Raw genomic sequence first — 1,033 nt, 5'->3', positions numbered from 1 at the left:
ATTCCAGCCAAGCCTGGAATGATTGTGATTTGGACCACAACACCTTGGACCATCCCATCTAACCAAGCCTTGAATGTTCACCCGGAACTTACTTACGCCTTAGTCGATACAGGCGATAAGCTGCTCATCTTGGCAAAGGATCGCGTAGAAACTTGCCTCGAAGATTTTGGCCTTGAAGGTAAAGTCATGGCAACTTGTTTAGGTAGTCAATTAGCCAACATCTCGTTTTGGCATCCACTCGCTCCATTGCATGAGGGATACAAGCGCCTCTCACCAATCTACCCAGCTGAATACGTCACACTCGATACTGGTACTGGTGTTGTGCACTCTGCACCAGCTTATGGTGAGGAAGACTTTAAATCATGCAAAGCAAATAAATTAGCGGATAAAGATATCTTGAACCCAGTCATGGGTAACGGTGTGTATGCCTCTTGGTTGCCACTCTTTGCTAATGAATACATTTGGAAAGCAAATCCGAAGATTGTGGAAGCCATGCGTGAAGCAGGCAGCCTCTTGCGAGATAAAACCTATACCCACTCTTACATGCACTGCTGGCGTCACAAGTCGCCGATTATTTATCGTGCAACCTCGCAGTGGTTTGCAAGCATGGATAAGAAACCATCTGATGGCAAAGCAAGTTTGCGAGAGGCAGCATTAACTGGCATTGAAAATACTGAGTTCTTCCCGGCTTGGGGTAAGCAGCGCCTCAAGAGCATGATTGCCAACCGTCCAGACTGGACCTTGTCACGTCAGCGTCAATGGGGCGTACCTATGGCTTTCTTTGTTCATAAAGAAAGTGGTGAGCCACATCCACGTACGGTTGAATTACTCGAAGAGATTGCAAAGCGAGTTGAAAAAGAAGGTATTGAAGCTTGGCAAAAACTTGAGGTGGCTGAACTGCTTGGTGAAGAAGCGGCTCAATATGAGAAGAATCGTGACACCTTGGATGTGTGGTTTGATTCCGGCACTACGCACTGGCATGTTATTCGCGGCTCACACCGTGATGAACTCTATCGCCCTGAAGCCGAGAGTA

General features: G+C 47.2%; 1 protein-coding gene. It reads left to right on the top strand.

Annotated elements, in window-relative coordinates; genetic code table 11:
* On the top strand, positions 1-1,033 hold a 1,033-nt coding region (locus B7X71_RS17705; protein ID WP_293601707.1), incomplete at both ends, for a class I tRNA ligase family protein.

This window comes from Polynucleobacter sp. 39-46-10 (genome assembly GCF_002282275.1).
Note: the sequence above shows the minus strand (reverse complement) of the source record. Positions and strands in the feature narration are given on the sequence as shown.